The organism is Streptomyces sp. NPDC030296 (assembly GCF_055572815.1).
This window is the reverse complement of the sequence record NZ_JBVICQ010000006.1, coordinates 501,782-521,805: the sequence shown is the minus strand read 5'-3', so window position 1 is coordinate 521,805 and position 20,024 is coordinate 501,782. Positions and strand designations below refer to the sequence as shown.

At 72.3% G+C, this 20,024-nt stretch carries 19 protein-coding genes and 1 pseudogene; 9 read left to right on the top strand and 11 right to left on the bottom strand.

Features of this window, described 5'->3' with window-relative positions:
* The first annotated feature begins 80 nt into the window (after positions 1 to 80).
* The 4 genes from ACZ4Z3_RS20460 (at position 81) to ACZ4Z3_RS20445 (ending at position 5,075) form a co-directional block, all read left to right on the top strand.
* Positions 81 to 959, top strand: a complete 879-nt coding sequence (locus ACZ4Z3_RS20460) for a Cgl0159 family (beta/alpha)8-fold protein (protein ID WP_468502311.1) — start codon at positions 81 to 83, stop codon at positions 957 to 959.
* Positions 960 to 1,095: 136 nt separating this feature from the next.
* On the top strand, positions 1,096 to 2,985 hold the full coding sequence (iolD, locus tag ACZ4Z3_RS20455; RefSeq protein WP_468502310.1) for a 3D-(3,5/4)-trihydroxycyclohexane-1,2-dione acylhydrolase (decyclizing): 1,890 nt from the start codon (positions 1,096 to 1,098) through the stop codon (positions 2,983 to 2,985).
* A 73-nt stretch (positions 2,986 to 3,058) separates the two neighbouring features.
* On the top strand, positions 3,059 to 3,868 hold the full coding sequence (locus ACZ4Z3_RS20450) for a GntR family transcriptional regulator (protein WP_468502309.1): 810 nt from the start codon (positions 3,059 to 3,061) through the stop codon (positions 3,866 to 3,868).
* A 145-nt stretch (positions 3,869 to 4,013) separates the two neighbouring features.
* A complete protein-coding gene (locus ACZ4Z3_RS20445) occupies positions 4,014 to 5,075 on the top strand; it encodes a sugar ABC transporter substrate-binding protein (protein WP_468502308.1) in 1,062 nt (353 codons plus the stop codon).
* A 61-nt stretch (positions 5,076 to 5,136) separates the two neighbouring features.
* Here the strand turns inward: ACZ4Z3_RS20445 and ACZ4Z3_RS20440 are convergent, their stop codons facing one another.
* Entirely contained in the window at positions 5,137 to 6,288 is a 1,152-nt protein-coding gene (locus tag ACZ4Z3_RS20440; protein WP_468502307.1) for a Gfo/Idh/MocA family protein, read from the bottom strand.
* A gap of 131 nt (positions 6,289 to 6,419) precedes the next feature.
* Between ACZ4Z3_RS20440 and ACZ4Z3_RS20435 the strand changes: the two genes are divergently transcribed.
* Positions 6,420 to 7,424, top strand: coding sequence for a LacI family DNA-binding transcriptional regulator (locus ACZ4Z3_RS20435; protein WP_468502306.1), 1,005 nt, complete (start codon positions 6,420 to 6,422; stop codon positions 7,422 to 7,424).
* Positions 7,425 to 7,491: 67 nt separating this feature from the next.
* Positions 7,492 to 7,773 (top strand): annotated as a pseudogene (locus ACZ4Z3_RS20430) (outer membrane protein assembly factor BamB family protein); the annotation flags it as partial.
* Between the two features lie 16 nt (positions 7,774 to 7,789).
* Here ACZ4Z3_RS20430 and ACZ4Z3_RS20425 read toward each other — a convergent pair.
* From ACZ4Z3_RS20425 to ACZ4Z3_RS20405, 5 genes are read right to left on the bottom strand one after another with little or no spacing between them, the layout of a single operon-like run.
* Positions 7,790 to 8,221: an ankyrin repeat domain-containing protein gene (locus tag ACZ4Z3_RS20425; RefSeq protein ID WP_468502305.1), complete on the bottom strand. Its 432-nt coding sequence runs from the start codon at positions 8,219 to 8,221 to the stop codon at positions 7,790 to 7,792.
* A gap of 41 nt (positions 8,222 to 8,262) precedes the next feature.
* Positions 8,263 to 8,901 carry a hypothetical protein gene (locus ACZ4Z3_RS20420; protein WP_468502363.1) on the bottom strand — a complete coding sequence of 213 codons (639 nt, stop codon included), beginning with the start codon at positions 8,899 to 8,901 and terminating at the stop codon, positions 8,263 to 8,265.
* Positions 8,902 to 8,912: 11 nt separating this feature from the next.
* Complete coding sequence (locus tag ACZ4Z3_RS20415) at positions 8,913 to 9,782, bottom strand: carbohydrate ABC transporter permease (RefSeq protein ID WP_468502304.1); 870 nt, start codon at positions 9,780 to 9,782, stop codon at positions 8,913 to 8,915.
* Entirely contained in the window at positions 9,779 to 10,720 is a 942-nt protein-coding gene (locus ACZ4Z3_RS20410) for a carbohydrate ABC transporter permease (RefSeq protein WP_468502303.1), read from the bottom strand. Before ACZ4Z3_RS20410 ends, ACZ4Z3_RS20415 begins: the two co-directional genes overlap by 4 nt.
* Positions 10,717 to 12,000, bottom strand: coding sequence for an ABC transporter substrate-binding protein (locus ACZ4Z3_RS20405; RefSeq protein ID WP_468502302.1), 1,284 nt, complete (start codon positions 11,998 to 12,000; stop codon positions 10,717 to 10,719). Before ACZ4Z3_RS20405 ends, ACZ4Z3_RS20410 begins: the two co-directional genes overlap by 4 nt.
* Positions 12,001 to 12,066: 66 nt before the next feature.
* Here ACZ4Z3_RS20405 and ACZ4Z3_RS20400 point away from each other — a divergent pair, with 66 nt between their 5' ends.
* Positions 12,067 to 13,416, top strand: coding sequence for a Gfo/Idh/MocA family protein (locus ACZ4Z3_RS20400; protein WP_468502301.1), 1,350 nt, complete (start codon positions 12,067 to 12,069; stop codon positions 13,414 to 13,416).
* Between the two features lie 90 nt (positions 13,417 to 13,506).
* Here the strand turns inward: ACZ4Z3_RS20400 and ACZ4Z3_RS20395 are convergent, their stop codons facing one another.
* Positions 13,507 to 14,559 (bottom strand): aldo/keto reductase, encoded by a 1,053-nt coding sequence (locus ACZ4Z3_RS20395; RefSeq protein ID WP_468502300.1) that lies wholly within the window; start codon positions 14,557 to 14,559, stop codon positions 13,507 to 13,509.
* Positions 14,560 to 14,662: 103 nt separating this feature from the next.
* Between ACZ4Z3_RS20395 and ACZ4Z3_RS20390 the strand changes: the two genes are divergently transcribed.
* Complete coding sequence (locus ACZ4Z3_RS20390; RefSeq protein WP_468502299.1) at positions 14,663 to 15,292, top strand: TetR/AcrR family transcriptional regulator; 630 nt, start codon at positions 14,663 to 14,665, stop codon at positions 15,290 to 15,292.
* A 130-nt stretch (positions 15,293 to 15,422) separates the two neighbouring features.
* Here the strand turns inward: ACZ4Z3_RS20390 and ACZ4Z3_RS20385 are convergent, their stop codons facing one another.
* Positions 15,423 to 16,646: a cytochrome P450 gene (locus ACZ4Z3_RS20385; protein ID WP_468502298.1), complete on the bottom strand. Its 1,224-nt coding sequence runs from the start codon at positions 16,644 to 16,646 to the stop codon at positions 15,423 to 15,425.
* 186 nt (positions 16,647 to 16,832) lie between these two features.
* On the opposite strand from ACZ4Z3_RS20385, the gene ACZ4Z3_RS20380 reads away from it, so the two are divergent.
* Positions 16,833 to 17,336, top strand: a complete 504-nt coding sequence (locus tag ACZ4Z3_RS20380) for an SRPBCC family protein (protein ID WP_468502297.1) — start codon at positions 16,833 to 16,835, stop codon at positions 17,334 to 17,336.
* Between the two features lie 70 nt (positions 17,337 to 17,406).
* Here ACZ4Z3_RS20380 and ACZ4Z3_RS20375 read toward each other — a convergent pair whose 3' ends face one another.
* The 3 genes from ACZ4Z3_RS20375 to ACZ4Z3_RS20365 form a co-directional block, all read right to left on the bottom strand.
* Positions 17,407 to 18,012: a TIGR03086 family metal-binding protein gene (locus tag ACZ4Z3_RS20375; RefSeq protein ID WP_468502296.1), complete on the bottom strand. Its 606-nt coding sequence runs from the start codon at positions 18,010 to 18,012 to the stop codon at positions 17,407 to 17,409.
* 34 nt (positions 18,013 to 18,046) lie between these two features.
* Positions 18,047 to 18,799, bottom strand: coding sequence for a hypothetical protein (locus tag ACZ4Z3_RS20370; protein ID WP_468502295.1), 753 nt, complete (start codon positions 18,797 to 18,799; stop codon positions 18,047 to 18,049).
* Positions 18,800 to 18,860: 61 nt separating this feature from the next.
* Positions 18,861 to 20,018, bottom strand: coding sequence for an XdhC family protein (locus tag ACZ4Z3_RS20365; RefSeq protein WP_468502294.1), 1,158 nt, complete (start codon positions 20,016 to 20,018; stop codon positions 18,861 to 18,863).
* Positions 20,019 to 20,024 lie beyond the last annotated feature (6 nt).

The window sequence follows — 20,024 nt, the reverse complement described above, 5'->3', positions numbered from 1 at the left end:
CCGCCAGAACCACCCGCACCCCCGAGCCATGAGGCGCCCGAGGGGGTCGAAGGGGCACCGCCCCTGGATCGGAGCCCGAGTTGACCCTCACCATCCCCGACCTGGTGGCCGTGCGCGCACGCCACCCCGAGGCCGTCGCCGAGGCGGCGGCACGCCGCGCCCGCCGCCCGCTGATCGGTGACCGCGGCCGTCTGATGATCGTCGCCGCCGACCACCCCGCCCGCGGCGCCCTCGGCGTCGGCGGCCGCCCCCTCGCCATGGCCGACCGGGCCGACCTCCTGCGGCGCCTGTGCACCGCGCTGTCGCGGCCCGGCGTGGACGGCGTGCTCGCCACCGCCGACATCCTGGAGGACCTGCTCCTCCTGGGCGTCCTGGAGAACAAGGTCGTCATGGGCTCCCTCAACCGCGGCGGGCTCGCCGGGGCGTCCTTCGAGATGGACGACCGCTTCACCGGCCACCGCCCGCAGGACATCGAGCGCCTCCGCTTCGACGCGGGCAAACTCCTGCTGCGCGTCGACTACGACGACCCCGGCTCCCTGCGGACCCTGCACTCCACCGCCCGCGCGGTCGACGACATGGCGGCGCGCCGACTGCCGCTGTTCGTCGAGCCGTTCATTTCGCGCCGCGTGGACGGCCGGGTCCGCAACGACCTGAGCGCCGAGGCCGTCACCCGCTCCATCGCCATCGCGGCGGGCCTGGGCGGCACCTCCGCGTACACCTGGCTGAAGCTGCCCGTCACCGACGACGCGGACGCCATGGCCGAGGTCCTGGAGACCTCCACCCTGCCCGTCGTACTGCTCGGCGGCGAGGTGGGGAAGGATCAGGACGGCGCCTACGAGAAGTGGCGCAAGGCCCTGCGGCTGCCCACGGTCCAGGGCCTGGTCGTCGGCCGTTCCCTGCTCTACCCCGCCGAGGGCAGCGTGGAGACCGCGGTCGACACGGCGGTCGGGCTGCTCTGAGTCAACCCACGCCCGGCCCCGGCCCCGGCCCCAGCCCCAGCCCCAGCCCCAGCCCCAGCCCCAGCCCCAGCCCCAGCCCCAGCAACATGACCCTCGCCGAGCCCCCAAACAACCCCTTCGTCCCAGTGAGGTCCCGATGAGCACCCCCTCCACCCGCCGGCTGACCGTCGCCCAGGCGCTGGTGCGGTTCCTGTCCGCGCAGTACACCGAGCGCGACGGCGTACGCCACCGGCTGATCGCCGGGACCTGGGGCATCTTCGGCCACGGCAACGTCGCGGGGGTCGGCCAGGCGCTGCTGGAGGCCGGCGAGGAGACCATGCCGTTCCACCAGGGCCGCAACGAGCAGTCCATGGTGCACGCGGCCGTCGGGTACGCGCGCCAGCTGAACCGGCTCTCCGCGCAGGCGGTCACCACCTCCATCGGGCCCGGCGCCACCAACCTCGTCACCGGCGCCGCCCTCGCCACCATCAACCGGCTGCCCGTGCTGCTGCTGCCCGGCGACTACTTCGCCGCCCGCACCGCCGACCCGCTGCTCCAGCAGTTGGAGCACCCCACCGAGGCCGATGTGTCCGTGAACGACACGCTGCGGCCGGTCTCCCGCTTCTTCGACCGGATCACCCGCCCCGAGGCGCTGATCCCGGCCGCGCTCAACGCCGTGCGGGTCCTCGCCGACCCCGTCGAGACGGGCGCCGTCACCCTCGCCCTGCCGCAGGACGTACAGGCGGAGGCGTACGACTGGCCGGAGGAGTTCTTCGCCGAGCGTGTCTGGCGGGTGCGGCGTCCGGCGCCCGACCCGGTGGAGCTGGCCCAGGCGGTGCGGGCGATCCGCGCGGCGCGGCGGCCGCTCCTCGTCGCGGGCGGCGGCGTCCACCACAGCGAGGCGGAGGCGGCGCTGCGGGCGCTGGTGGAGGCCACCGGCATCCCGGTCGCGTCCACCCAGGCCGGCAAGGGCTCGCTGCGTCACGACCACCCGGCCGATCTCGGCGGCGTCGGGCACACCGGCACCGCCGTCTGCGACGACATCGCCCGTACCGCCGATCTGATCATCGGCGTCGGCACCCGCTACACCGACTTCACCACCGCCTCCCACACCCTCTTCCAGGTCCCCGACGTCCGCTTCGTCAACCTCAACATCACCGCGTTCGACGCCCACAAACTGGCGGCCCGGACCGTGGTCTGCGACGCGCGGACCGGTCTGGAGGCGCTCACGGACGCCCTCGCCGGCCATCGCGTCGACGAGGCATACGAGGCCGAGTACCGGAGCGGCAAGGCGCGCTGGGAGCAGGTGGTGCAGGCGGCGTACACGCCGGCCGACGAGCACGCCGTGCCGACGCAGACGCAGGTGCTGGGCGCCCTGGACGCGGTCGTCGGGGACGACGACGTCGTCATCAACGCGGCCGGTTCGCTCCCCGGCGACCTGCACAAGCTGTGGCGGGCCCGCGGCCCCCGCCAGTACCACCTGGAGTACGGCTACTCCTGCATGGGCTACGAGATCCCCGCCGCGATCGGCGTCCAGCAGGCGGCGCCCGGCACGGCTGTGTGGGCGCTGGTCGGCGACGGCACGTATCTGATGATGCCGACGGAGATCGTGACCGCCGTCCAGGAGGGGCTGCCCGTCAATCTGGTCCTCGTCCAGAACCACGGCTACGCCTCCATCGGCGGGCTGTCGGAGTCGGTGGGCGCCGAGCGGTTCGGCACCGCCTACCGCTACCGCGTCGCGGACGGCACCTTCACCGGGGCCCCTCTGCCGGTGGACCTGGCCGCCAACGCGGCCAGCCTCGGCATGGACGTGATCCGCGCCAAGACCGTGCGGGAGCTGCGCGACGCCCTGGCCGCGGCCCGCGCCTCGGACCGGCCGACCTGCGTGTACGTGGAGACCGACCCGACGCCCACCGCTCCCCCGGCGGAGGCGTGGTGGGACGTTCCGGTGGCGGAGACCGCCGCCCGCCCGGCCGCGGTCGAGGCCCGCGCGACGTACGACCGGGAGGTCGCCGCCCGGCGCCGGCACCTCCACCCGGGGGTGTGAGCGGCACGGCCAGCGGCCGGCCCGGGAGCCGCCCGGCACCCGCGACGGGTGCCGGGCTTGTCAGGACAACGAAATGACAGGGCTTCCTGTCATCCGGACGGGCGGTTACCCTCGGACCGTGACCAGCGCGACCACAGGGAGTACAGAGAAGCTCGACCTCCGTGTCGACCGGAGCAGCCCGGTGCCGCTGTACTACCAGCTGGCCCGACAGCTGGAGTCCGCCATCGAACACGGGGCACTGGGCCCGGGCAGCCTGCTGGGCAACGAGATCGAGATCGCGGGCCGCCTCGGCCTGTCCCGGCCGACCGTGCGGCAGGCCATCCAGTCCCTCGTCGACAAGGGCCTCCTCGTCCGCCGCCGGGGCGTCGGCACGCAGGTCGTGCACAGCCAGGTCAAGCGTCCGCTGGAGCTGAGCAGTCTCTACGACGACCTGGAGGCGGCGGGCCAGCAGCCCACGACCCAGGTGCTGCTGAGCGAGATACGGCCCGCCTCCGCCGGGGTCGCGGCGGCCCTGGGCCTCGCCGAGGGCGCGGACGTGCACCTCTTCGAACGGCTCCGCCTCACCCACGGCCAGCCGGTGGCGTTCCTGTCCAACTACGTCCCGGCGGGCCTGCTGGACCTCGACCCCGAGCGGCTGGAGGCGACGGGCCTGTACCGGATGATGCGCAACGCCGGCATCACCCTGCACAGCGCCCACCAGACGGTCGGCGCCCGGATCGCCGCCCCCGAGGAGGCCGAGCGGCTCGGCGAGCCCGAGGGGGCCGCCCTCCTCACCATGCAGCGCACCGCGTACGACGACACGGGCCGGGCCGTCGAGTACGGCAGCCACATCTACCGGGCCTCGCGCTACTCCTTCGACTTCCAGCTGCTCGTCCGCGGCTGACGCCCGGACCACGGCGCCCAGCTCCCCGAAAACCGCAGGTCAGGCAGGAAGACCTGCGGGAGTACTAGATTGGACAACAGAGGCCGCAGCATGGGCGGCCCCGCCTGATCTCCCGCACGCAACCGTTCGCAAGGGAGAACAAGCCGTGAAGACCCGACGCGTCCGCCGCATCAGCCTCGGTGCCGTCAGTGCTCTCGTCGTCACCGTGCTCGGCGCCTGCGGCGGCTCCGGTTCCGACCCGGGTGGCGCCACGCTGGTGGGTGTCGACTACCCCCGCTCGGACACCGACTTCTGGAACGCGTTCACGCAGTACACCCCTGGCTTCGCCGAGGAACTCGGCTTGGAGCTGAAGACCACCAACTCGCGCAACGACGTCGCGAAACTCGCCACCAACTCACAGAGCCTCATCATCGAGGGCGTGGAAGGCGTGGCCATGGCCCCCCAGAACACCGCCGCGACCGCGCCCATCCTGCGGCAGCTGGCCGAGCAGAAGATCCCCGTGGTCACCCTGGACACCCGTCCCGACACCGGCGACGTCTACATGGTGGTGCGTGCCGACAACCGCGCGTACGGGGAGAAGGCCTGCCGGTTCCTCGGCACCAAGCTCGGGGGCGAGGGCAAGGTCGTCATGCTCCAGGGAGACCTCGCCTCCGTCAACGGCCGCGATCGCACCGAGGGGTTCAACGCGTGCATGAAGGAGCACTATCCCCGGATCAAGGTCTTCGGAGAGACGACGAACTGGGACGGGACGATCGCGGCGCAGAAACTGCAGGCGAATCTCACGGCCAACCCCGACATCAAGGGCATCTACATGCAGTCCAGTCTGGCGCTCTCCGGCAGCCTGCAGGTGCTCAAGCAGCAGGGTCTGCTGGTCGGCCCGGAGGACAAGAGGCATGTGTTCGTGGTCGCCAACGACGGCACCCCCCGAGAGCTCAGGGAGATCGCCGAGGGCAAGATCGACGCCACGGTCTCCCAGCCCGCAGACCTCTACGCCAAATACGCCCTCTACTACCTGCAGGCGGCGATCGAGGGCAAGACGTTCAAGCCCGGCGGGACGGACCACGACAGCACGATCGTGCGGATCCGCGACGGTGTGCTGGAGGACCAGCTCTCCGCACCCCTGGTGACCGCGGACGGCGGGACCTACGACGGGGTGCCCAGCCTCAGGAGCGACGACGAGTCCCTCTGGGGCAACAACCTGGACTGAGCGCGTACGGCCCGCCCGCGCCGACCACCTCTCGGCTCAGGAGCCTCGGCCGGCGGCCGGCTCAGAGGCTCACCCACGCACCGGACTCGGCGGAGCGGCTCATCGCGTCGAGGGCGGTGGCGCTGTGCACGGCGTCGGTCAGGGTGGCGCCGTGCGGGGTGCCCTCGGCGATCGAGCGCAGGAAGTGGTGGGCCTCGATGACCTTGAGGTCGTCATAGCCCATGGCGTTGGCGGAGCCCGGCTGGAAGGCCGCGTACGCGCCGTGGTCCGGGCCGACGAAGACGGTGCTGACGGACTGGTCCTGGTAGGCCGTACCCCGGCTGACGCCCAGCTCGCCCATGCGGCGGAAGTCCCACAGGACGGCGCCCTTGGTGCCGTGGACCTCGAAGCCGTAGTTGTTCTGCTCGCCGACGGCGACGCGGCTCGCCTCCAGGACGCCCCTCGCGCCGGAGGCGAAGCGGAGCAGACAGTTGACGTAGTCCTCGTTCTCGACGGGGCCGAGTTCCCCGCCGGTGGCGCGGGTGTGGCCGGCGGTGGCGCCGGTGGGGCGGGCCCGTTCGGGGACGAAGATCGCGGTGTCGGCGGTGAGGGCGGTGATGTCGCCGAGGAGGAAGCGGGCGAGGTCGACGCCGTGCGAGGCGAGGTCGCCGAGGACGCCGCTGCCGCCCCGCTCACGCTCGTACCGCCAGGTCAGGGCCCCCTCGGGGTGGGCGGCGTAGTCGCTGAAGAGGCGGACGCGGACATGGGTGACGGTGCCGATCTCACCGGCGACGATCAGTTCGCGGGCGTACGCGACCGCGGGGGCGTTGCGGTAGTTGAAGCCGACGGTGCCCTGGACGCCGGCCTTCGCGACCGCGTCGGCGACGGCGCGGGCGTCGGCGGCGGTGAGCCCGACGGGCTTCTCGATCCAGATGTGCTTGCCGGCCTCGGCCATGGCGACGCCGATCTCGCGGTGCAGGAAGTTCGGCGCGGTGATGCTCACGGCGTGGACGCGCGGGTCGGCGGCGACCTCACGCCAGTCGCGGGCGGTGGTCGCGAACCCGAACCGTTCGGCGGCCTCCTCGGCGCGGCCGGGCACGTCCTCGACGACGGTGACCAGCTCGGGGCGTACGGGAAGCTGCGGGAAGTGGTGCGGCACGCGGGCGTACGCCTGGGTGTGCACCCGTCCCATCCAGCCGAACCCCACGACGGCGACACCGAGCGCACTCACCATGACTGCCCTTCTTCCGACCCACCGGACCGGCTTTGGACCGTTCCAGAACATACGTCGCTCACCTTGGAGCGAGCCTCCGCAGCTGTCAAGCCCTTTGACAACCGCGCCCGCCCTGTGGAACGGTCCACACCATGAGACCTCCGACGATCCGCGATGTCGCCGAGCGCGCCGGCGTGTCGAAGTCGCTGGTCTCGCTGGTGCTGCGTGGCTCCGAGCAGGTGCGCCCCGAGAAGCGGGAGGCCGTGCTGGCGGCCGTGGACGAGCTGGGCTACCGGCCCAACGCGGCCGCGCGCAGCCTGAGCGAGCGCCGCACCCGTACGGTCGGCGTCCTCCTGAACGACATGCGCAACCCCTGGTTCGTGGAGCTGCTGGACGGTCTGAACTCCCGGCTGCACGACAACGGCCTGCGCATGCTGCTGGCCGACGGCCACCTCAACCGGCGTCTCGGGGAGGACCTCACCCGGACCTTCACCGAGCTGCGGGTCGACGGTCTGATCGCGGTCGGCACCCTGCCCCCGTCGGAGGCCCTGCGCGCGGCGGCCGCGCAGGTGCCCACCGTGGTCGCCGGGGCCCGTGAGCCGACGCTCCCCCATGTCGATGTCGTCGCGGGCGACGACCAGTCGGGCGCCCGGCTCGCCACCGAGCACCTCATCGCCCTCGGCCACCGGCGGATCGGGCACATCGCGGGGGACGGCGTGGTCGGCGCACTGCGCCGCCGCAGCTTCGAGACGGTCATGCGCGAGCACGGCCTGTCCGACCTGGCGGCCGTCGAACGCGGCGACCTGACGGAGGAGGGCGGCTACCGCGCCACGGTCCGACTCCTCAGCGCCCCCGAACGCCCCACCGCGGTACTGGCGTTCAACGACATGGCCTGCGTCGGCGCCCTCTCCGCCGCCGAGGAACTGGGCCTGAGCGTGCCGCGCGACCTGTCCCTCGTCGGCTACGACAACACCTATGTCTCCCGGCTGCGCCATCTGTGGCTCACCACCGTGGACAACGCCAGCCACGACGTCGGCCGCCGCGCCGCCCAGTGCCTCCTGGACCGCATCGCCGACCCCACACGCCCGGCCCAAGTCGTCCTGACCACACCGACCTTGGAGATCCGCGGCACGACGAGCCCCCCGGCGCGCGGCTGAGCCGCACGACACGCGCGCGCCCCGGGGCCGGTGAGCCGCGCGACGAACCCACCGGCCCGCCGACGAGCCGACGCCGTACGCGCTCGCGAGGGCGGCATGGGTGTACGCGCTGGACGCGGGCACGGGCAAGAAGCGCTGGACGGCGCTCACGCCCAGCTATGTGGACACCACGCCGGCCGTGGTCGACGGGGTCGTCGGCAACCTGTACGCGGTAGACGTCAAGGAAAGCGAACAGAAGTGGCGGTTCTCGGCGGGCGACAGCTTCTTCACGCCCTCCTCGCCTGTGGTGTCCGACGGCGTGCTCTACATCGGCAGTCACGCGGGCAAGGTGTACGCGATAGCGGTCTGAGCCGCGGCCCCGAGCGTCACGCGGTCCCGTCGAGCGGGTGGGCCCCCGCGGCCAGCAGCAGTGCCGCCGTCTCCGGGTGGGGGCCGCGCTCCGCCCAGTAGAGCGGGGGGCGGCCAGTGCCGTGGTCCTCGCGGAGGTTGGGGTCGGCGCCGTGTGCGAGGAGTTCGCGCACCGTGTCCGTGTGGCCCCAGCAGGCGGCCCCGCACAGCGGCGTGCCTTCCGTGCCGTGCCCGCTCTCGGTGTCGGGCGGGGCGCCGGCGGCCAGCAGCCGGCGGACCGTGTCGGCCGCCCCGTGCACGGACGCCGCATACAGCGGCGTCGTGCCGTCGGCGTCGGCCGTCGCGGGGCAGGCCCCGGCCCGGAGCAGCGCGTCGACCGTGGCGGTGTCACCGACGGACGCGGCCCGGACGAGACGTACGGACAGCTTCTTCTGCCGCCTTCTGTTCACTGCTCCCCAGTCCCGCGCGACGAGTTTCGGGCCTCACCCCATCACACGCCCTCCTGGGAGGCGACCTCTTTTCCGCGCCCTCCCGTCACCCCGGTCCCCCTGGTCGCCCCGCGTACGTCGATCGCGGTGAGGGCGAGGGCCAGCAGTCCGGGGACGAGGAACGCGAGGGGCAGCAGCATCCACGCGCACAGGGCGGCCGTCAGCAGGGCCAGCACCACCAGGGCGCTGCCGCCCGGGTCGCGCACGGCGTCGTGGGCGGCCCCGCGCACCGCGCCGGGCCAGTCGACGGCGGACTCGGGGCGGGCGCAGGCCCGCAGGCCGACCACGGCGGCGCACACGCCGACGGCGGCGACCGCCAGGCCGAGGGCGGGGCCACCGGGCAGGCCCGCGGAGACCAGCGCCAGGTCGACGAGGAGGAGACCGAGACCGGCGACGGTGACGAGCCCGGCCGCGACGTCACCGGAGCGCAGCCGTCGCCGCAGCCCGCCGAGGAACCGCCGGGCGGTCACCGGCCGCCCGTCCCGTACGCCCCGCAGCACCTCGCACGCGGTGGACAGCGCGGCGGGCAGCGTCACCAGCGGCAGGCTCACCACCGCCACGGCGACACCGACGCTCAGCACATCGGCGAACAGCGACATCCTCGGTCCGAAGACCTCGCCCGGCTCCCGGTCGGTCCGCATCGCGCTCACGCTCACCCCTTGATCCCCGAGTTGGCCATGCCCTCCACCAGGAACCGCTGGAAGGCGAGGAAGAACAGCACGATCGGCAGCAGCGCGATGACCGACATGGCGAACATCGGGCCGAACGCCGAGGTGCTCGACGCGTCCACGAACGACCTGAGCGCCAGAGTCAGTGTGAACTTCTCCGGGGAGAACAGGTAGATCAGCTGGGTGAAGAAGTCGTTCCAGGTCCAGATGAACGTGAAGATGGCGGTGGTGATCAGGGCCGGGCGCGTCAGCGGCAGGATCACCAGGAAGAAGCTTCGGAACGGTCCACAGCCGTCGATCCGGGCCGCCTCCTCCAGTTCCCTCGGCAGTCCCCGCATGAACTGCACGATGAGGAAGACGAAGAACGCCTCCGTGGCCAGGAACTTCGGCAGGATCAGCGGCCAGTAGGTGTTCACCATGCCGAGCTGGTTGAAGATGATGTACTGCGGGATCAGCACCGCGTGGTGCGGCAGCATGATCGTCGCGATCATGAAGGCGAACAGCGGTCCACGGAGGCGGAATCGCAGGCGGGCGAAGGCGTACGCCGCGAGGGAGCAGGACAGTACGTTCCCGAGGACCGCGCCGGTCGCGATCAGCAGGGAGTTGCCGAGCAGTCTGCCGACCGAGACGTCGTTGACGCCCTCCAGGGCCGTCTCGTAGTTGGACCATTCCAGGCGGCCGGGCAGCAGGTCGAGGCTCGCGATGACCTCGTCCGCCGGTTTCACCGAGGTCGCGAGGAGCCAGGCCAGCGGGTAGAGCATGACCAGCAGGGCGGCCAGGCACGCGGCGTGCAGGGCCAGGCGCCGCCAGACGAAGGGCCTGCGTGCGGTGGCGGGCGTTGTCGTGGTGGTCATCGGTCCCCCTCGGAGGCGTAGAAGACCCAGGAGCGGGACGTGCGGAACAGGACGGCGGTGACCACGCCTATGGCGAGCAGCAGGACCCAGGCCATGGCGGAGGCGTAACCCATGTGGGAGGCGACGAAGCCGCGGTCGTAGAGGTAGAGCGTGTAGAAGAGGGTGGAGTCGGCGGGGCCGCCCTTGCCCGCGCTGATCGCGAAGGCGGGGGTGAAGACCTGGAAGGCCTGGATGGTCTGGAGGACCAGGTTGAAGAAGATCACCGGTGACAGCATCGGCACGGTGATCGACAGGAACTGGCGCCATCGCCCGGCGCCGTCGACCTCGGCCGCCTCGTACAACTCCCCCGGGATCTGCTGGAGTCCGGCGAGGAAGATGACCATCGGGGCGCCGAACTGCCACACCGTCAGCAGGGCCACCGCGAGCAGCGCCCAGCCGGGCTTGTTGACCCAGCCGCCGGTGCCGAGGAGACGGTCGACCGTGCCGCCGTCGTTGAAGAGCGCCCGCCATACGAGGGCGATGGACATGGAGGCGCCGAGGAGGGACGGGGCGTAGAACGCGGAACGGTAGAAGGCCTTGCCGTGCCGCATGGTCTTCAGGGCCAGCGCCACGACGAGCGCGAGAGCCAGTTGCAGGGGCACGGCGATGACGACGTACGTCAGGGTCGCCCCGACGGAACGCCAGTAGCGGGGGTCCTCGGTGAACATCTGCGTGTAGTTGCGCAGGCCCACCCAGCTGGGCGCGGCGAACAGGTCGTAGTCGGTGAAGGAGAGGTAGAGCGACACGGCCATCGGGAGCAGGGTCAGGACACAGGCGCCCAGTACCCACGGGGAGAGGAACACCCAGGCGGCTCCCTCGCGTCGGGGCCTGCGGGCGGGCCTGGTGGGGGGTGCGGCGCCCTCGCCCCGTACGGTCGTCGGCATGTGTGTGGTGGTCATGACCTCAGCTCCGCCTTCGCCTCGGTGATGTAGTTCTCGGCGGCCTCTCGGGGGGACATCCGCTCGTACGACACCTGGTCGTAGTCGCGCTGGAAAGTGGTCTGCAGGGCGCTGTCGCCGGAGGGGGGCGCCTGGGGCGGCGGCTGCAACTCGCCTTCCAGGGACGCCTGGTAGTCGTAGATCGTCCGGTCGAAGTCCTTGAGGTCCGGGGCGATCTCCTCGCGGAGGGTCTCGTTGACGGGGATGCCGCGGGTGGCGCCGAGGATCTTCGCGGCCTCGGGGTCGTTCAGCATGAAGTCGACGAGGCGGACGGACTCCTCGGGATGACTCGTGTCGGCGGCCACGCCCATGAACATCGACGGCTTGAAGTACTGGCCCGGTGTGCCGTCCTCGCCCGAGGGCATCGGCGCGAGCGTGATCTCGCCGTCGGGGAGGAGGCCGAGGTAGCCGCTGGCCGGGGCGTCCCAGTTGTTGTCGGAGGGGGCTCTGCCGCGGCCGAGCGGGGTGTTCTCCACCGTGCCGTCGAGCTGGGTGGTCTCCTCGGCGGGCGAGACGGCGCCCTCCCGGCGGAGCCGGTCGGTGAACGTCCAGTAGCGGGTCAAGTCGTGCGCCGTGAAGCCGAGTTGACGGTCCTCGGTGTAGAGGGCCTTGCCGCGGCCGCGCAGCCAGACCTCGAAGGCGTCCTCGCTCCAGCCGGGGTCCGTACCGCCCGGCCTCCCGGTCCTCCGCGCCAACTCCCGCATGGTGTCGGCCCAGTCGTTCCAGGTCCAGCCCTCGCGGGGCGGGGCGACCCCGGCCGCCTTCCACTGCTTCGCGTCGTACACGACGGTCTCGGTGCCGCGGGCCTGGGGGATCGCGTACTGCCTGCCGTCGACCTTCCCGGTGGCGAGGAGTCCCGTGTCGAACGCGTCGGTGTCGAGGGCGGCCCGCTGCTCGGCGAAGTCCAGCAGGACGCCCCCGGAGGCGTACTGGTCGATCATCCGGTAGTCGAGCTGCATGACGTCGGGCGCGTCACCGCCGGCGGCCTGGGTCGCCAGCTTCTGCTTGTAGGCGTCGTAGCCGGAGAACGAGGTCTGCACCTCGATCCCGGGGTGCTTCCTCTCGAAGAGGTCGACGGCCTGTTGGGTTCTCGCCGCCCGGTCGGGGTTGCCCCACCAGGTGTAGCGCAGGACGACCTTGCCGCCGCCCGACTCCTGGGGGCCCGAGCAGCCGCCGAGCACCACGCACAGAGCGAGGGCCACGGCCGTCGCGGAGGACTTCCTTGTCCTGTTTCCGGGCATGAGTGGGTCACCTCTTTCACTAGAAAGCGCTTCCACCCCCCGCATGAGACCCTAGGGAAGGTCCGGATGTCACAACAAGACCCCTGCACCGTCCCGGTGGGCCGCCGCCGTGCCGCCGTCGTCGGACTCGGCGCCCGCGCACGGATGTTCACCGAGGCGCTGACGGGCTCCTTCGCGGGCCGGATCGACCTCGTCGGCCTCTGCGACACCAACGCGCACCGCATGGCCGTCCACAACGCCTGGATCGCCGCCGACCACCCCGGCCGCGCGCCCGTGCCCGCGTACGCCGCCGGGGAGTTCGAGGAGATGCTGCGGCGCGAGCGCGTCGACCTGGTGGTGGTGTGCGGTGTGGACCGGTCCCACGACCACTACATCGTGCGGGCCCTGGAGGCGGGCTGCGACGTCGTCACGGAGAAGCCGATGACCACCGACGCCGAGCGCGCCCGCCGCATCCTGGACGCGCGCCGCCGGACAGGCCGCGAGGTGAGGGTCGCCTTCAACTACCGCTACAACCCGGTGCACTCGACCGTACGGGAGCTGCTCACGAGCGGTGAGATCGGCGAGGTCGGGTCGGTGCACTTCGAGTGGCTGCTCGATCTGCGGCACGGCGCCGACTACTTCCGCCGCTGGCACCGCGACAAGGCGAACTCCGGCGGGCTGCTGGTCCACAAGTCGACCCACCACTTCGACCTGGTCAACTGGTGGCTCGGCACCCGCCCCGAGACCGTCTTCGCCCAGGGCGGCCTCTTCTTCTACGGCGACGAGGCGGGCCGGCGTCGAGGACTCGCCCGCGACTACGAGCGCGCCCACGGCTCCCGGGCCGCCGAGGGCGACCCCTTCGCGCTGCACCTCAGGGACTCCCCCGTCCTCAGCGCGCTCTACCTGGACGCAGAACGGGAGGACGGCTACCACCGCGACCGGAACGTCTTCGGCCCCGGCGTCACCATCGAGGACGACATGGCGGTCCTCGTGCGGTACGCGTCCGGCGCGACTCTGACGTACCACCTGACGGCGTACGCGCCCTGGGAGGGCTACCGCATCGCCTTCAACGGCAGCGAGGGCCGTCTGGAGCTGCTGGTGGAGGAGTCGACGTGGACCCGCCCGCATGTCCGGGTCACCGGGGCGAGCCCGGTCCTGCACGGCACGGAGACCGGCGACGAGGCCGGGCGGACCGAACTGCTCGTACGGCGGTTCTGGGAGCGGCCTCGTGAGGTGGAGGTCGCCACGGGCGAGGGCGGGCACGGCGGCGGGGACGTACGGATGCTGGCCGACCTGTTCGGGGACCGCGTCCCCGACGAGCTGGGCCGCGCCGCGGACGCGACGGACGGGGCGAGGTCCCTGGTGACGGGGCTGGCGGCGAACCGGTCGTTGGAGACGGGGGCTTCGGTGGCCGCGAGAGAAGTGCTGGACGTGTGAGCACCTGTTCCGGATCCCCGGTCACGAGTGGCCCGGGGCCCTCATGTGGCCCAGGGTCACCGGACGTGCCGGGCAGGATGAACCCCGGTGTCATGCGGCGGGCGGAGGTGTGACGACCGGCGGATTGAGGCGAGCGAAGCCCTCCTGGCGCTGGTAGGGGAAGTACGGGTAGGGCGCTGTCCTGCCGCTCGCCGCATCGAGTTTCGCCATCTGATCGGGCGTGAGTGTCCAACCGACGGCACCGAGGTTCTGGCGAAGCTGGTTCTCGTCGCGGGCACCGATGATGACGGAGGAGACGGTCGGTCGCTGCAGCAGCCAGTTGATGGCGATCTGTGGAATGCTCCTGCCGGTCTCCCGGGCGACCTCGTCGAGGGCGTCGACCACGCGGTAAAGGTGTTCGTCCTCGACCGGCGGGCCGAGCTCCGCTGTGCGGTGCAGTCGACTGTTGGCCGGGAGCGGCCGGCCGCGGCGGACCTTGCCGGTGAGCCGCCCCCAGCCGAGCGGGCTCCAGACAAGGGCTCCCAGCCCCTGATCGAGCCCCAGGGGCATCAGCTCCCACTCGTAGTCGCGGCCGATGAGCGAGTAGTAGACCTGATGGGCGACATAGCGGGGGTGGCCGTATCTCTCCGCGCTCGCGAGGGACTTCATCGCCTGCCAGCCGGAGAAGTTGGAGATGCCGAGGTAGCGAACCTTCCCTGCTCGCACGAGACCGTCGAGCGTGGACAGGACTTCCTCGATCGGCGCGCCGGCGTCAAAGGCGTGCAGCTGGAACAGGTCGATGTAGTCGGTGCCGAGCCGGCGCAGGGCGTCCTCACACGCGGTGATCAGGCGCGAGCGAGAGGAGCCCGCGTCACCCGGGCCGTCGCCCATCGGCAGGCCGGTCTTGGTGGAGACGATCACCTGGTCCCGGCGGCCTTTGATCGCTTCGCCCAGCACCTCCTCCGAGGCTCCGCCGGAGTAGACGTCGGCGGTGTCGAACATCGTGACCCCGGCGTCGAGGCAGATGTCCACGAGACGGCGCGCTTCTCGCGCACAGGTGCTGCCCCAGGCGCCGAACAGGGGCCCCTTGCCGCCGAAGGTGCCGGCGCCGAAGCTCAGCGCGGGGACCCTGAGACCGGATGCGCCCAGTCGCCTGTATTCCATGACTGTTCCTCTCTCATCGCCCGACTCGCTAATGGTTCCCGAGTTCCGTTAGCCTGTTCTCAACGTAGCAGGCGCGAGCGATAAATGAAACTGGAGTCCCGTTATGGGGTTTGAGGGTACGGATCCGGGGACCGTCCGTCCCGGCGGGCGCACGGCGCGGGTGCGGGCGGCGGTGCTACAGGCGGCTGGGGATGCCTTGGCGGAGCACGGCTTCGCCCACCTGGACCTCGCTGACATCGCACGCCGTGCCGAGGTGGGCAAGACCACCGTCTACCGCCGCTGGGGAACGGTGACCGGCCTGGTGGCCGACCTGCTGCTGGACATGGCCGAGCAGTCACTGGCGCGTACCGAGACCGGCTCACTACTCGGTGATCTCAAGGCAAACGCCCGGCTCGTGCAGCGCACCCTGGCAGACCCGCGGCAAGGAGCGCTGTTCAAGGCGGTGATCGCCGCCGCCACCTGCGAGGCGAAGACGGCCGAGGCACTGCATCGCTTCTACGACATCCGCGTCGAGGAGTGGGCACCCTGCGTCCAACAAGCCATCGACCGGGGCGAGCTGCCCGAGGGTACCGACGTCTGCGAGGTGATCCGCGCGGTCTCCGCCCCCCTCTACTACCGCCTGCTGACCAGCGGCGACCCGCTCGACGAAGCCGCCGCGGACCAGGCCGCCGAGGCCGCGGTGGCCGCAGCGCGCGCGGGAGCCTACCTGCGGGGTGGCGGAGGTCGTGCGTGACGGGCTTCCCGCACGCGCGCACCGAGCCGGGTCGGTGTGCGGGGTTTCCGGGGGTATGGCTTTTCCGGGCCCCTCCGGCCTCTCGGCTGGCCGGGCGATTCGCCCAAGCCGTCGCCGTACGCCGCAGCGGTCACCAGACGAGGTCGAGGGTCTCCGGGGAGCGGTGGATCAGGGTCGGTCGCATGAGGATCCGTTGGTCGTCCGCGAGGCGCAGGCCTGGCATGCGGCGGGTCAGGAGCTCCAGGGTGATGCGGAGTTGTTCGCGGGCGAGGGTGGAGCCGGGGCAGGCGTGGACGCCGAGGCCGAAGGAGAGGTGGCGGGCGGCGGCGGTGCGGGTGATGTCGAAGTCGTCGGGGTCGGGGTGGCGGGAGGCGTCGCGGTTGGCGCCGCCGAAGGCGAGGAACACCGGTGATCCGGCGGGCAGTTCGGTGCCCGCGAGGGTGACCGCCCGGGTGGTGACCCGGCGGAAGCCCTGCAGGGCCGTGTCGTACCGGGCGGCCTCCTCGATGGCGGCCGGGATGCGGTCGGGGCGGGCGCAGAGCAGCTCCCACTGGTGGGGGTGGCGCAGGAGGTGCAGGAGGGTCGTGCCGATGAGGGCGGTGGTCGTCAGGTGCCCGGCGATGAGCAGGTTCTGCAGATGGGCGACCAGCTCATGGCGTTGATCGAGCGTCAGTTCGCCGTCGCCCGGCCCGGCGACGGAGGTGATGAGGTCGGTGACCAGGTCCTCGCGGGGGTCGGCGCGGCGGGCGCGGACGAACGCGTCGACGCGGTGGGACATCGCCACCACGTCCTCGGCGGCGGCGATCTGCTCTGCCTCCGTCAGGGGCCGGAAGAGCAGTTCTTCGAGCCGGTGACCGCCGTGCACCAAGGCCGGTACGTCCGCCGGGTCGAACCCGACGAGGCGTCCGATGACGTCGCCGGGCAGCTTCCCGGCGTAGGCGGCCATCAGCTCGACCCGGCCGTCCTTCTCGAAGCCGTCGATGAGCGCGGCGGCCCGCTCGGCCGCGTACGGGAGGACGGCGCCGACCCGCGCGGGCGACAGACCGCGCACGATGGGCGCCCGCAGCGCCTGGTGCGGGGCCCCGTCGGCGGTCACCACGACCGGCCGGCCGCCGAAGCCGCCGGCCAGCACGGCCAGGGCGGCGGGCGCGGGCATCACGTCGGGGCGCAGCGCGTTGGCCGACGAGAAGTCCTCCGGCCGTCGCAGCACCTCCCGCACGTCCGCGTCCCGGACCACCAGCCACGAGTCCAGCTCCGGCACATGGGTGAGCCCCTCCGCCGCCCGTGCCCGCGCGTAGTGCGGATACGGATCCCGCTGCAACTCGTCGAGCCTGGCGTGCAGTTCACGATCCACGGGGTGCACCTTCCGGCCGGGGCGGGACGTGCGGACGGGGTTCATGCTGCCGTACGCGGGGTGGCGACGGTAGATCCCGCGCGACTGGCCTGGCCGCGCCCGATAGCGCGTGCAGGGATCGTTCGTAGGGCGGGGACGGCTCGACGCGCCCGCCGTGTCCCCGATTGTTCACCTACGATCGGCTTCGTGGTCCTCTTCTCCCTCGAACGCCTCTCCCACCTCCCCACCGACCTGGCCTGGCAGCGTCTCACCGACTGGCATCGCCACGCCGACGTCGTCCCCCTGACCCGGGTCACCGTCCGCACGCCTCCCCCGACCGCCGAGGGCACGGTCTTCGTCGCCCGCAGCGGTATCGGCCCCTTCTCCTTCGACGATCCGATGGAGGTGGTGATGTGGCAGCCGCCGGAGAGCGGAGGGGTGGGGCGGTGTCGGCTCGTCAAGCACGGGTCCCTCGTCCAGGGGTGGGCGGAGATCGAGGTCCATCCGTACGTCGGCGGAGGCCGAGGGGAGGGTCAAGGCGACCAGAGCGACCACGCCGGCACCCCCGTCGCTTCGCGTGCCCTGTGGCGCGAGGAACTGCGCGTCCACCGGCTGCCGGGCTTCTGCGACCGGCCCCTCGGATGGCTGTCCCGGCGGATGTTCGGGCGCGCGATGGACGGACTGTTGGGGGAGACGCCCTCCGGGCGCTGAGCACCTCCATCGGTCGGTACTCGACCGTGCGCCCAGCTGCCGGAGGTGTCCCACCTCGCCGCGAGCAGGGTCAAGAGGCGCTCCAGTGGGGGTCGCGGCCGAGGTAGCGCAGGAGGGCCGTCACGTCGTCGTCGCCCTCGTCGGGGGTCAGGGCCGCGGCGTACGCGCCGTAGGGGCGGAGTGGCTCGACGATCTCCCTGGCGACTTCGAGGAGGGGACGGGCCAGTTCGGGTGTGAGCGGTGAGGGTCGGCCCGTCGCCCGGGCGATGTCCCAGGCGTGGACCGCCGCGTCCAGCCCGCACGCCGCCGAGCCGGACCACGGGGACAACTTGTGCGGCGGTACCGGCACGGGCACCTCGGCGGCGTCCCGGTCGACTCCGGCCCACGCCTTCGCCGCGCGGGCCAGGGCTGCCTTCAGGTACTCCGTCGGGTCCACTCCCTCCAGGTCGCCCGTAGGGGCGAACGGGTTGAAGTCGGGGCCGGGTTCGCCGGTCAGCGCGGCGGCGTAGCCGATCTGGTCGCCGACGGCGTGCTGGAAGACGTGGGTGACGGTCCAGCCCGCGCAGGGCGTCGGCAGGTGCCAGCCGTCGGCGGGGACCGCGCGGACCGCCGTGCGCAGTGCCTCGTGGGAGGCGTCCAGGACGTCCCAGCCGCTGGAGGTCATGTCATCGCTCATCAGAGGTTCCCCGTTCGTGGTGCCGTCATCGTGGTCAGTGGTGCGGGGTGCTGTCGCGGGGGGTGGCGAGGCCGTCCCGGCGGTCGCGGTCTCCGTCGCCCGTGGTGCTGAGGAGGGTGTCGCAGATCTCGCGCAGCTTGTCGGTGGCCTGCTTGGAGAACAGGCCGCAGAGACCGGCTATGCCGGAGAAGCCGTACGGGTTGGTGGCGCCGGCGCCGGAGCTGCCGGCGAAGAGGCCGCCGCGCAGCAGCAGGTAGACGAGGAGCGCGAGGGCCACGCCGATGCCGGCGCGCAGCAGGTACCACCAGAGCCAGCTCGCGTAGAGCCGCCGGTTGCCGACGTACGTCGCGAACGAGGTGGCCGCGTGGACGAAGCTGCCGAGCGCGCTGCACACCACCACGGCCAGCAGCATCGCCGTGTCCGCGGTCAGCGCCCAGTCGCCGAAGCCGAACGGTGACCAGCGGGCGGTGGCCGCGGGGTCCGCCCCCGGTTCGACCGTCGCCAGGACCACCGGCCACAGGGTCACCAGGGCGCCGCAGACGAAGACAACGTCGACGAGGAGGAAGAGGCCGAGCAGGGTGGTCGCTGGTGTCGACAGCCGACGCTCGTCGCGGGTGCCGTCGGCTCCCCCGCCGGCCTCGTCGTCGACCGGGCCCGCGCCCGTGCCGCCGTCGCCGCCGTCCAGGCCGGTGGCGCCGTCGGGGCCCTCGTCCATGCCCTCGCCCGCGCCGTGCTCCACGCTCACCGTGCTCAACTGTCCGCCCCCGTCGTGCTGTTGTCGTGTCACCGACGGTCAACCCTGCCGCCCGGGCGGTCAAGTCACAAGTCGGGCGGAGCCTGAAGGGGCGTCAGGAAACCCTCAGGCTCGGCACGTTCGCCGGGTTCGACGACGGGCCGTCGTGGTGGATCGGCGTGTGCGCGCCCGTCAGGGGGACCCCGGTGCCGCCGCGGCGGTGGGCGACGATCTCGGAGGCGATGGACAGGGCCGTCTCCTCGGGGGTGCGGGCGCCGAGGTCCAGGCCGATGGGTGAGCGGAGGCGGGCCAGCTCCAGGTCGGTGACGCCTTCCTCGCGGAGGCGTCGTTCGCGGTCGAGGTGGGTGCGGCGGGAGCCCATCGCGCCGACGTAGGCGACGGGGAGGCGCAGGGCGAGGCGCAGCAGCGGTACGTCGAACTTGGCGTCGTGGGTGAGGACGCACAGCACGGTCCGGGCGTCGACGTCCGTGCGCTCCAGGTATCGGTGCGGCCACTCGACGACGATCTCGTCCGCCTCCGTGAAGCGGGTGCGGGTGGCGAAGACGGGGCGGGCGTCGCAGACGGTCACGTGGTAGCCGAGGAACTTGCCGATCCGGACGAGCGCGGACGCGAAGTCGATCGCACCGAAGACGATCATCCGGGGTGGTGGGACGGAGGACTCCACCAGAACCGTGAGCGGCGCTCCGCAACGTGAGCCCTGCTCTCCGATCTCCAGGGTGCCGGTGCGGCCGGTGTCCAGGAGGGCGCGGGCCTCGGCGGCGACCGTGCGGTCGAGTTCGGGGTGGGCGCCGAAGCCGCCGTCGTACGAGCCGTCCGGGCGGACCAGCAGGGCCCGGCCGCGCAGCTGAGCCGGGCCGGAGGCGATCCGGGCCAGCGCCGCCGCCTTGCCGCCCGCCGCCGAGGCGAGCGCGGCGGCGACCGCCGGACGGACGGGGTCGCCCGCCCGCACCGGTGTCACGAGGATGTCGACGACCCCGCCGCAGGTCAGGCCGACGGCGAAGGCGTCCTCGTCGCTGTAGCCGAAGCGTTCGAGGACCGGTTCGCCGTCCTCCAGCGCCTGTCGGCACAGCTCGTAGACGGCGCCCTCCACGCAACCGCCGGAGACCGAGCCGATCGCCGTGCCGTCGGCGTCCACCGCGAGGGCGGCGCCCGGCTGCCGGGGGGCGCTGCCGCCGACGGCCACCACGGTGGCCACGGCGAAGTCGCGCCCCTGCCCGACCCACCGGTGCAGCTCGTCGGCGATGTCCAGCATCTCTCG

Coding starts and splice junctions, on each gene's coding strand:
- iolD (WP_468502310.1), top strand. CDS start 1,096: ATGAGCACCCCCTCCACCCGCCGGCTGACCGTCGCCCAGGCGCTGGTG.
- ACZ4Z3_RS20450 (WP_468502309.1), top strand. CDS start 3,059: ATGACAGGGCTTCCTGTCATCCGGACGGGCGGTTACCCTCGGACCGTG.
- ACZ4Z3_RS20440 (WP_468502307.1), bottom strand. CDS start 6,288: ATGGTGAGTGCGCTCGGTGTCGCCGTCGTGGGGTTCGGCTGGATGGGA.
- ACZ4Z3_RS20435 (WP_468502306.1), top strand. CDS start 6,420: ATGAGACCTCCGACGATCCGCGATGTCGCCGAGCGCGCCGGCGTGTCG.
- ACZ4Z3_RS20420 (WP_468502363.1), bottom strand. CDS start 8,901: ATGCGGACCGACCGGGAGCCGGGCGAGGTCTTCGGACCGAGGATGTCG.
- ACZ4Z3_RS20415 (WP_468502304.1), bottom strand. CDS start 9,782: ATGACCACCACGACAACGCCCGCCACCGCACGCAGGCCCTTCGTCTGG.
- ACZ4Z3_RS20410 (WP_468502303.1), bottom strand. CDS start 10,720: ATGACCACCACACACATGCCGACGACCGTACGGGGCGAGGGCGCCGCA.
- ACZ4Z3_RS20405 (WP_468502302.1), bottom strand. CDS start 12,000: ATGCCCGGAAACAGGACAAGGAAGTCCTCCGCGACGGCCGTGGCCCTC.
- ACZ4Z3_RS20400 (WP_468502301.1), top strand. CDS start 12,067: ATGTCACAACAAGACCCCTGCACCGTCCCGGTGGGCCGCCGCCGTGCC.
- ACZ4Z3_RS20395 (WP_468502300.1), bottom strand. CDS start 14,559: ATGGAATACAGGCGACTGGGCGCATCCGGTCTCAGGGTCCCCGCGCTG.
- ACZ4Z3_RS20390 (WP_468502299.1), top strand. CDS start 14,663: ATGGGGTTTGAGGGTACGGATCCGGGGACCGTCCGTCCCGGCGGGCGC.
- ACZ4Z3_RS20375 (WP_468502296.1), bottom strand. CDS start 18,012: ATGAGCGATGACATGACCTCCAGCGGCTGGGACGTCCTGGACGCCTCC.
- ACZ4Z3_RS20365 (WP_468502294.1), bottom strand. CDS start 20,018: ATGCTGGACATCGCCGACGAGCTGCACCGGTGGGTCGGGCAGGGGCGC.